This is a genomic window from Parablautia muri (genome assembly GCF_009917485.1).
In the GTDB taxonomy this organism is placed as follows: Bacteria; Bacillota; Clostridia; order Lachnospirales; family Lachnospiraceae; genus Suilimivivens; species Suilimivivens muri.
Window position 1 is genome coordinate 1 of record NZ_QZDT01000130.1, and the last position, 2,665, is coordinate 2,665.

Below are 2,665 nucleotides of genomic sequence, written 5' to 3' on the forward strand. Positions count from 1 at the left end.
AGCTTTCCTGACGCTTGCCAATATGCAACAGCCGCCTATCTCCGGCAGACAATCCTGACGGCAAAGGCACGTCACCCGAAAGACCTATTTTTGTACGTCAAAAAGATGATAGAGAATGACGAATAAGCCCGGAAAATGGCGGTTTTCCGGGCTTTTACTCACCGTGAGTAAAGCAGTCACTTGTCGGTCGGTATCTGGTACGGGCGGCGGACAATCTTCTCGATTTCCTCTGGTGTCAATTCGCCCCGCCGCTCCCGTTCCATGAGTTCTTTCCAGTCCTCTGGCGGCTCTATGCCGTCAATCACTATGTCGCTCAATAAATATCTGTTTTCCATTCAGTTCCTTTCTGGAATCCTTGCCCGGACGTACTCTAAACCGTCTCCCCTATAGGGGGTGTCTACCAGATACCAGAGGCCGCTGTAGTCCATTTCGATTCTGGTGGGAACCCATTCCCCCTCAACCATGACTTCCATGCACTCGCCACAATGAAAGCCGTCACGCTCCCAAAGGTCGGAAATTAGCAGTCCATAGCGTTTGTTGTCGGAATTGTACCCTAATCTTCCCTCTTTCATGCTTTCTCTCCTTTCGTTTGCTCCCGGCTCTGCTTGCGGTTCAGCTTCTTGTCCTCCTGCAAGGCGTACTGGCTGACAATCTCGCTGATGGACTGTTGCCGTGCTTGGGATATTCTTTCCAGACAGTCCCTTACCTCGGAACTGACGGTAAGGCACATTTTCTGTTTGGTGGGTAGCCCGGTCTTTGGTCTTGCCATGGTGTATTTCTCCTTTCTGTATTATAATATATATTTTAATTCGGGTTTCTATATGTATAATATACCATATTATAATACAGATGTCAATAGGGCATTAAGAAAATTTTACCCCTTATTTTAATATATATTAAAATACATACGTTTATCATGCCTGGCTGTACATACAATGTTCATACATATTATAATATATATTCAAATATTCTAATACATATTTTATCATGTATTAAAATATATATTATAATATTATCTATTTTGTGCCTGGCTTATCCGGCGCCGGGGCGGTGTAGCGGTGTACCGTCTGACCGATACAGTGTGTACTGGTGTACTGTTACACCGTGGCCGGTGCGGGGGGAGAAGTGCAGAGGGGGAACCCCCTTTGCCACAGAGGACTTTACGAAGTAAAGTATCCTGTGTTATACTTTACAAGTAAAGCATGGACAAGACAAGGGGGCTTGAATAAGAATGAGTTACGCAGTAGTTAGGGTGCAGAAGATGACCAGAGGGGCAATCAAGGGCATAGAGATTCATGACCGCCGTGAGAAAGACCATAGCCTGACGAACCCGGATATTGACTTCTCAAAGTCCGGGGAAAATTACGACTTATGCCCTGCCCAAAATGAATCCTTTTCCGAAGCCGTCCAGAGACGCATAGAACAGCTTGATTTGAAAAGGGCGGTGCGGAAAGATGCCGTTCTGATGGCGCAAGTTATAGTGACCTCTGACGGTGCTTTTTTTGACGGTCTGAAAGACGTTGACGAAGATGCCTACAATGCGTGGGCTGAACGGCGGGCAAGCTGTTCCCATGAAGCATATATATCTGGCGTTCCTTTCACGGAGGACTATATCGGGGGGTTGAGTGATTCGCCGCCAATGCAGGCTGACCGCTCACGGCAGTTTTTTCAAGACGCATACGACTTTCTGGCGGAGCGGTACGGTCGTGAGAACGTCATATCCGCTACCGTTCATCTGGACGAAGCTACTCCGCACATGCACTTCAATTTCGTCCCGGTTACTCCTGATGGGCGGCTGTCTGCCAAAGACGTGCTGACGAAGCAGAGCCTGACCGAACAGCAGACGGCTTTCCATGAAGCTGTAGGGGCAAAGTACGGCTTACAGAGGGGAGAGCCAAAGGGGAGCGGCAAGCGCAGACAGCATATGGAGACGGCAGAGTACAAGGCATACGCCGCAGAACTCGCAGAAGCCCGGCAGAGGGCAGAGACGGCACAGAGGGCTACGCAAGCCCTTGATAGCCGTGTACACGTCCTACAAGGCGATGTAAAAGCCTTAGAGGGACAGCGGGAGCGGCTGTCCGCTGACCTTGCGGAGACTTCCCAGAGAGCCGGAGAAGCCCACCAGAGGGCGGCACAAGAGCAGGGGGCAGTAAAGGCACTGGAGAGCCGCAGGGACGCTCTGCGGGACGAAGTAGGGGGCTTGCAGCGGGAAGTGGCCGTCTTGGAGCAGAACCGGGACAAGCTGCTTGCCCAGTCCCCCGGTTGGAGCCTTGCCGAAGTGAAGAAACAAGTCGAAATTGATAGAAAATTGTCACGTTTGGAGCAGTTGGAGCGGTTTCTGGACGCTCATTTCCCCCGGTGGCGGGACTTGTTCCAGACATTCCAGAGACAGCAGGGCAGGGACAGGGATACCGGGCGGGACAGATAGTGACAGTCGGCTTTTTCGTCATTTTTCACAACAAAACCGTTCTGCAGGGGAGCGGATTGGCCGGGGCCGCGGCGGGTTTTCTTGTTCAATATGCCGAAATTGAAGTTTTCGTGTAATATTTTGTCGTTTCGTGTCATGTACAGTATAGGAGCGGTAAAAAAGAAAAAGAGGGGTGGCGGTGTAATGGCACACTCCTTGACCCTCTATTTCGCCTTTATTTGCCCTCTGGACGGCTTT

4 protein-coding genes are annotated in these 2,665 nt (G+C 50.4%); 1 reads left to right on the plus strand and 3 read right to left on the minus strand.

Going from position 1 to position 2,665, the window contains the following annotated elements:
* Positions 1 to 176 precede the first annotated feature (176 nt).
* From D5281_RS24520 to D5281_RS24530, 3 genes are read right to left on the minus strand one after another with little or no spacing between them, the layout of a single operon-like run.
* Positions 177 to 335 (minus strand): hypothetical protein, encoded by a 159-nt coding sequence (locus tag D5281_RS24520; RefSeq protein ID WP_160556438.1) that lies wholly within the window; start codon positions 333 to 335, stop codon positions 177 to 179.
* Positions 336 to 572, minus strand: coding sequence for a DUF5348 domain-containing protein (locus D5281_RS24525; RefSeq protein ID WP_129184824.1), 237 nt, complete (start codon positions 570 to 572; stop codon positions 336 to 338).
* Positions 569 to 769 carry a hypothetical protein gene (locus D5281_RS24530; protein WP_129184826.1) on the minus strand — a complete coding sequence of 67 codons (201 nt, stop codon included), beginning with the start codon at positions 767 to 769 and terminating at the stop codon, positions 569 to 571. Before D5281_RS24530 ends, D5281_RS24525 begins: the two co-directional genes overlap by 4 nt.
* Positions 770 to 1,231: 462 nt before the next feature.
* Between D5281_RS24530 and mobV the strand changes: the two genes are divergently transcribed.
* The gene (mobV, locus tag D5281_RS24535) at positions 1,232 to 2,428 is read left to right on the plus strand and encodes a MobV family relaxase (protein ID WP_129184828.1); all 1,197 of its coding nucleotides are present in this window, start codon (positions 1,232 to 1,234) and stop codon (positions 2,426 to 2,428) included.
* The last annotated feature ends 237 nt before the right edge of the window (positions 2,429 to 2,665 follow it).

Excerpts from the sequence above, each read along its gene's own strand:
- D5281_RS24520 (WP_160556438.1), bottom strand. The coding sequence starts at position 335 with ATGGAAAACAGATATTTATTGAGCGACATAGTGATTGACGGCATAGAG.
- D5281_RS24525 (WP_129184824.1), bottom strand. The coding sequence starts at position 572 with ATGAAAGAGGGAAGATTAGGGTACAATTCCGACAACAAACGCTATGGA.
- D5281_RS24530 (WP_129184826.1), bottom strand. The coding sequence starts at position 769 with ATGGCAAGACCAAAGACCGGGCTACCCACCAAACAGAAAATGTGCCTT.
- mobV (WP_129184828.1), top strand. The coding sequence starts at position 1,232 with ATGAGTTACGCAGTAGTTAGGGTGCAGAAGATGACCAGAGGGGCAATC.